This is a genomic window from Stenotrophomonas sp. 01N47, from assembly GCF_056399165.1.
Window position 1 is genome coordinate 62,477 of record NZ_JBFTQU010000013.1, and the last position, 6,075, is coordinate 68,551.

A 6,075-nucleotide genomic window follows, 5' to 3' on the forward strand; every position below is an offset into this window, starting at 1 on the left:
AGTTTCGTTGGGGAAAATTCGCAATGGATATCGGCTACTTCCTGAAGCTGATGACCGAAAAGAACGCTTCGGACATGTTCTTGACCACCGGCGCGCCGGTCTACATCAAGATCGAGGGCAAGCTGTATCCGCTCGGCAATACCGGCCTGCCGCCGGGAATGGTGAAGAAAATCGCCTACTCGCTGATGGACGAGGGCCAGGTGCCCCAGTTCGAGCGCGAGCTGGAGCTCAACATGGCCATCGCCCTGGCCGATGCCGGGCGTTTCCGCGTCAACGTGTTCAAGCAGCGCGGTGAAGTGGGCATGGTCATCCGCGCCATCCGCAGCAGGATTCCGAGCATCGAAGAGCTCAACCTGCCGCAGGTGCTGAAGGACGTCATCATGACCCCGCGCGGGCTGGTGCTGGTGGTGGGGTCCACCGGCTCCGGCAAGTCCACCTCGCTGGCGTCGATGATCGATCACCGCAACAGCACCACCACCGGTCACATCCTCACCATCGAGGACCCGATCGAGTACCTGCACAAGCACAAGATGTCGATCGTGAACCAGCGCGAGGTCGGGCTGGATACCCACACCTTCCACGCCGCGCTGAAGAACGCGATGCGCGAAGCGCCGGACGTGATCCTGATCGGCGAGATCCTGGATGCGGAAACGATGGAGGCCGCCATTGCCTTCGCCGAAACCGGCCACCTGTGCCTGGCCACACTGCATTCCAACAACGCCGACCAGACCATCGAGCGCATCCTCAACTTCTTCCCGGAAAGCGCCCACAAGAACGTGCTGATGAACCTCGCGCTGAACCTGCGCGCGGTGGTCAGCCAGCGCCTGGTGAAGAACAAGGAGGGGCGCCGCCTGCCGGCCACCGAAGTGCTGATCAACACGCCGATGATCCGCGACCTGCTGCGTCGCGGCCAGGTGCACGAGATCAAGGCAGCAATGGAGGCCTCGCTGGAAGAAGGCATGGAGAGCTTCGACCAGTGCCTCTTCCGCTTGGCCAAGAACGGCACCATCGAACAGGAAGAGGCACTGCGTGCGGCCGACTCCCGCGATGGGCTGGCGCTGAAGTTCCGCCTGTCCGAAGGCGGCAGCGGCGAGCATGATCCGTATGCGGACTTCTCGGCTGGCGCGCCGAGCATTACCCACGGGTTCTGACACGGGTATCCGCCGGGCATGTCCCGGCGCTACCTGCCCGCCACTGGTAGCGCCGGGCCATGCCCGGCGTTGTTTGCTGAATTGTTCACCGGCTGTCTCATCCAATGAGACCTCTTGTCCGTAGGTTCCTTCAATGGAAACCATACGCAAGCTGGCCATCCTTGCCGACGCCGCAAAATACGACGCGTCCTGCGCCTCCAGCGGTGCGGGCAAGCGCGATTCGCGCGCCTCCGGCGGCATCGGCAGTACCGAGGGCATGGGCATCTGCCACAGCTACACGCCCGATGGCCGCTGCGTGTCGCTGCTGAAGATCCTGCTGACCAACTTCTGCGTGTACGACTGCGCCTATTGCGTGAACCGGGTGTCCAGCAACGTGCCGCGCGCGCGTTTCAGCGTGGACGAGGTGGTCACGCTCACCCTGGACTTCTACAAGCGCAATTACATCGAAGGGCTGTTTCTTTCCAGCGGCATCATCCGCAACGCGGACTACACGATGGAGCGCATGGTGGAGGTGGCACGCCGGCTGCGCGAGGAGCACCGATACGCCGGCTACATCCACCTGAAGACGATCCCCGAGGCATCGCCAGAACTTCTGGCCGCTGCGGGTCGTTACGCCGATCGCCTGTCGATCAATGTCGAACTGCCCACCGAGGCGGGCTTGGCCACCCTCGCACCGGAAAAGACCAGCACATCGATCCGCGGCGCGATGGGTGAACTGCGCTGGCGCATCGAAGAAGCCAAGGAGGCCCGCAAGGCGCCGGCAGTGATCGCACCGGTTTCCAGCCGCGGCGCGCGTCCTCGCCCTCCCCGCTTTGCACCCGCCGGGCAGAGCACGCAGATGATCGTCGGCGCCGACGGTGCCAGCGACCAGCAGATCCTGACCAGTGCCGACAGCCTCTACGGCAACTACCGCATGCGCCGGGTGTACTACTCCGCCTTCAGCCCGATTCCCGATGCGAGCCGCCAGCTGCCGCTGCAGCCACCTCCGCTGCAGCGCGAGCACCGTCTGTACCAGGCCGACTGGCTGCTGCGTTTCTACGGCTACGGCGTGGAGGAGATCACCGACACCACCCAGGGCGGCATGCTGGATCTGGACATCGATCCGAAGATGGCCTGGGCGATCCGCCATCCCGAACGCTTCCCGGTGGACCTGAACCTTGCGCCGAAGGAGCTGCTGCTGCGGGTGCCAGGCCTGGGAGTGCGCAACGTCAAGCGCGTATTGATGGCACGCCGCCACGGTCGCCTGCGGGTGGCCGACGTTGCACGACTGAAGGCGCCGATGAGCAAACTGCTGCCGTTCGTGCAGCTGGCCGACCACCATCCGCGCAGTGCGCTGGATGATCCGGCGGCGCTGCGCGCGAAGCTGGCGCCACCACCCCGCCAGGGCTCGCTGTTCGATGCCGCGCCCGCTGCCTGAGCTGCAGCGCTGGTCGCTGCGCGTAGACCCGCCGTGGTCGCTGGATGCCTGGCGCGGTGCGGCGCGTGAGGCCTTGCTGCGCCGCGTGCTGCCGGAACAGCTGGACTGGATCACGGGCAGCGAAGCGTCGCTGCTGGACGCGCCGGCGGTGCAGCAGGCGCCACTGCCCGACGGCGCCACCGTCCCGAACGTGCCGCGCGACTTCGTCGAACTGGCCGCTACCTGCCTGTGCCATCGCGATCCGCAGCGCCTGCCGCTGCTGTACCGCCTGCTGTGGCGCATCGCGCATGGCGAACGCACGGTGCTGTCCAATCCGGCCGACGCCGATGTGCTGCGGTTGATGGCGCTGGCGCAGGCGGTGCGCCGCGACATGCACAAGATGAAGGCCTTCGTGCGCTTCCGGGAGGTGCCGGGCGAGACCGATGCGTTCATCGCCTGGTTCGAGCCCGATCACAACATCGTCGACCGGGTCGCGCCGTTTTTCGCCCGCCGTTTTGCCGGCATGCGCTGGGCGATCCTGACCCCCGCGCGCAGTGTCCGCTGGGATGGCAGCGCACTCTCGTTCGGTGATGGCGGCAGCCGTCGCGATGCCCCCGCCGAAGACGCACGCGAGACGCTGTGGCAGACCTATTACGCCAGCATCTTCAATCCGGCCCGGCTCAACACGCGGATGATGCAGCAGGAAATGCCCGCCCGTTACTGGAAGCATCTTCCCGAAGCGCACCTGTTGCCGGGCCTTGTTCGCGACGCAGCCGGCCGCGTGCAGGAGATGCATGATCGACCGGCACAGGCACCGCAGCGACGTATTCCCGCACGGCCGAATGATGCAACCGATGTCGCCGCGGACAATGGCAGCCTGCAGGCGCTGCGCCAGCAGGCCGCCGTCTGCCGGCAGTGCCCGCTGTGGGAAGCGTCGACCCAGACCGTGTTCGGCGAAGGTCGTGCCGATGCATGCATCATGCTGGTGGGCGAAAAGCCCGGTGATGTCGAGGACCTGAGTGGTCGCCCCTTTGCGGGACCGGCCGGCAAGCTGCTGGACCGTGCGCTGCAGGAACTGGGCATCGAACGCAGCGCCCTGTACCTGACCAACGCGGTGAAGCATTTCCACCACGAGCGGCGAGGCAAACTGCGCCTGCATAAACGCCCTGAGAGCCGCCATGTGCATGCCTGCCGACCGTGGCTGCAGGGCGAGATCGCACGGGTGAAGCCGCAGGTGATCGTCTGTCTCGGCGCCACGGCGGCCTCGTCCGTATTCGGTCGCGATTTCAACCTGACGCGCGACCGTGGCCGCTGGCTCACGCTCGAGGATGGCACCCGGGGGTACGCCACCGTGCATCCTGCCTGGGTACTGCGGCAGAAGGATGAGACGCGGCGCGAGGACGCCTACCGGCTGTTCCGCGACGACCTGCGGCAACTGCTGGCGGCCGATTCCGCGCCCACCGGGCATGGCCTGGCGCTACCGCGCGCCGGAGACCGGTAGCGCCGGGTCATGCCCGGCGAGCACAGCGGCACTTCAGGCGGCGTCGATCTGGTTTTCGGGGCGTGCAGCGATGAAGGCATCCAGCTGCTGGCAGGCCACTTCAATGCGGCGCAGTGTGGGGTATGCCGCCAGATCCAGACCAAACCGATGCGCGTTATACAGCTGCGGCAACAGGCAGATGTCGGCCAGGCCGGGGCGGTCACCGTGGCAGAACGTGCCGGTGTCAGCGCTGTCGGCCAGCATCGTTTCCATCGCGGCAAGGCCCTCGGCCATCCAGTGCAGGGTCCACCGCGTGCGTGCATCGGCCGGCAACTGCAGATCGCGCTCGAGGTACTGCATCACCCGCAGGTTGTTGATCGGGTGGATGTCGCAGGCCACCAGCTGCGCCAGCGCCCGCACCCGTGCGCGACCAGCGGCGTCGGCCGGCAGCAGCGGCACCTGCGGGAACCGCTCTTCCAGATACTCCAGGATCGCCAGCGACTGGGTCAGCACGTGGCCGTCATGCAGCAGCGTGGGCACCAGCTGCTGCGGGTTGAGCCCGCGATAGGCGTCATGGTGCTGCTCGCCGCCGTCGCGCACCAGATGCACCGGTCGTGCTTCGAAGGCCAGGCCTTTCAAGGCCAGGCCGATGCGCACGCGGTAGGCGGCGCTGGATCGCCAGTAGGTGTACAGCACGATGCCGTCGTCGACCGGAATCTCCATCGCCGCCTCCATGCTCAGGGCTTGGCCGCCTGTTCGATGCGCTGCTCGATCGCACCGAAGATGCTGTTGCCGGCGGCATCGAGCATCTCGATGCGCACCACGTCGCCGAAGGACATGAACGGCGTGCTCGGCTTGCCGTCGCGCAGGGTTTCCACCACCCGCTGTTCGGCGAAGCAGGAAGCACCCTTGCTGGTGTCTTCGTTGGCGATGGTGCCCGAGCCGACGATGGTGCCGGCACTGAGCGGCCGCGTCTTCGCCGCGTGCGCGACCAGCTGGGCGAAGTTGAACTGCATGTCGACACCCGCTTCCGGCGCACCGAACCACGTCCCGTTGATGTGGGTCAGCAGCGGCAGGTGCACCTTGCTGTCCTGCCAGGCAGCGCCCAGCTCGTCGGGAGTGACGAACACCGGCGACAACGCCGAGCGCGGCTTGGACTGCAGGAAGCCGAAGCCCTTGGCCAGTTCGCCCGGGATCAGGTTGCGCAGCGAGACGTCGTTGACCAGGCCGATCAGCTGGATGTGGCCGGCGGCCTGCTCCGGGGTGGCGGCCATCGGTACGTCGTCGGTGATCACCACGATCTCTGCTTCCAGGTCGATGCCGTACTCCTCGCTGACCACCTTGACCGCATCGCGCGGGCCATGGAAACCGGCGCTGGTGGCCTGGTACATCAGCGGATCACTGTAGAAGCTCTCCGGCACCTCGGCGCCGCGGGCGCGACGTACGCGCTCGACGTGCGGCAGGTAGGCGCTGCCATCAACGAATTCATAGGCGCGCGGCATCGGCGCGGCCAGGGCCTGCGGGTCCAGGTCGAACACGCCATCGGCGTCACCGGCATTGAGCGACTCATACAGCGCATTCAGACGCGGGGCCAGATGGCTCCAGTCCTCCAGGGCCAACTGCAGGGTGGCGGCGATGCCGGTGGCGCGCACGCCGTGGCGCAGGTCACGCGAGACGACGATCAGGGTGCCGTCGCGGCCGCCTTCCTTCAAGGAACCAAGCTTCATGGTGGGTGTCCGGAGTCGTGGGCAAACAAGTTTCAAGTGTAATCAAATATGCAGCGTAGCCAAGCTGCAGCGCGGCATCGCCTCACCCTACCGCAGGAGGGGGGGTCGGCAGGGTTGCACCCTGCACCTGCAGAGGCAACGGCCAAGGCGAAGGCAACCGCGAAAGCAACTGCAACAGCCGGCTCTGGGTTTTCTGTGGGTTGGGCGGGGCGGTGTCGGATTGCGGGGACGCCGTAAACCCATCCTTGGGGGCTTGGCCGCGGCATCCATGCCGCGACCGAGCTTACATGGACGTACTTGCAGCGGCCCCTGCAACCGGAC

General features: G+C 66.4%; 5 protein-coding genes. 3 read left to right on the plus strand and 2 right to left on the minus strand.

Annotated features, from left to right (window positions below):
- The first annotated feature begins 23 nt into the window (after positions 1-23).
- From AC1DKR_RS19710 to AC1DKR_RS19720, 3 genes are all read left to right on the plus strand, one after another.
- Positions 24-1,151, plus strand: coding sequence for a PilT/PilU family type 4a pilus ATPase (locus AC1DKR_RS19710; protein WP_478034634.1), 1,128 nt, complete (start codon positions 24-26; stop codon positions 1,149-1,151).
- Between the two features lie 133 nt (positions 1,152-1,284).
- The gene (locus tag AC1DKR_RS19715; RefSeq protein ID WP_025878449.1) at positions 1,285-2,568 is read left to right on the plus strand and encodes a putative DNA modification/repair radical SAM protein; all 1,284 of its coding nucleotides are present in this window, start codon (positions 1,285-1,287) and stop codon (positions 2,566-2,568) included.
- The gene (locus AC1DKR_RS19720) at positions 2,549-4,048 is read left to right on the plus strand and encodes a UdgX family uracil-DNA binding protein (protein ID WP_478034640.1); all 1,500 of its coding nucleotides are present in this window, start codon (positions 2,549-2,551) and stop codon (positions 4,046-4,048) included. Before AC1DKR_RS19715 ends, AC1DKR_RS19720 begins: the two co-directional genes overlap by 20 nt.
- Before the next feature lie 33 nt (positions 4,049-4,081).
- Here AC1DKR_RS19720 and maiA read toward each other — a convergent pair whose 3' ends face one another.
- Both maiA and AC1DKR_RS19730 read right to left on the minus strand, forming a co-directional pair.
- A complete protein-coding gene (gene maiA / locus AC1DKR_RS19725; RefSeq protein WP_313250463.1) occupies positions 4,082-4,750 on the minus strand; it encodes a maleylacetoacetate isomerase in 669 nt (222 codons plus the stop codon).
- Positions 4,751-4,764: 14 nt separating this feature from the next.
- Positions 4,765-5,754, minus strand: coding sequence for a fumarylacetoacetate hydrolase family protein (locus AC1DKR_RS19730; protein ID WP_478034644.1), 990 nt, complete (start codon positions 5,752-5,754; stop codon positions 4,765-4,767).
- Positions 5,755-6,075 lie beyond the last annotated feature (321 nt).

Coding starts and splice junctions, on each gene's coding strand:
- AC1DKR_RS19710 (WP_478034634.1), top strand. CDS start 24: ATGGATATCGGCTACTTCCTGAAGCTGATGACCGAAAAGAACGCTTCG.
- AC1DKR_RS19715 (WP_025878449.1), top strand. CDS start 1,285: ATGGAAACCATACGCAAGCTGGCCATCCTTGCCGACGCCGCAAAATAC.
- AC1DKR_RS19720 (WP_478034640.1), top strand. CDS start 2,549: ATGCCGCGCCCGCTGCCTGAGCTGCAGCGCTGGTCGCTGCGCGTAGAC.
- maiA (WP_313250463.1), bottom strand. CDS start 4,750: ATGGAGATTCCGGTCGACGACGGCATCGTGCTGTACACCTACTGGCGA.
- AC1DKR_RS19730 (WP_478034644.1), bottom strand. CDS start 5,754: ATGAAGCTTGGTTCCTTGAAGGAAGGCGGCCGCGACGGCACCCTGATC.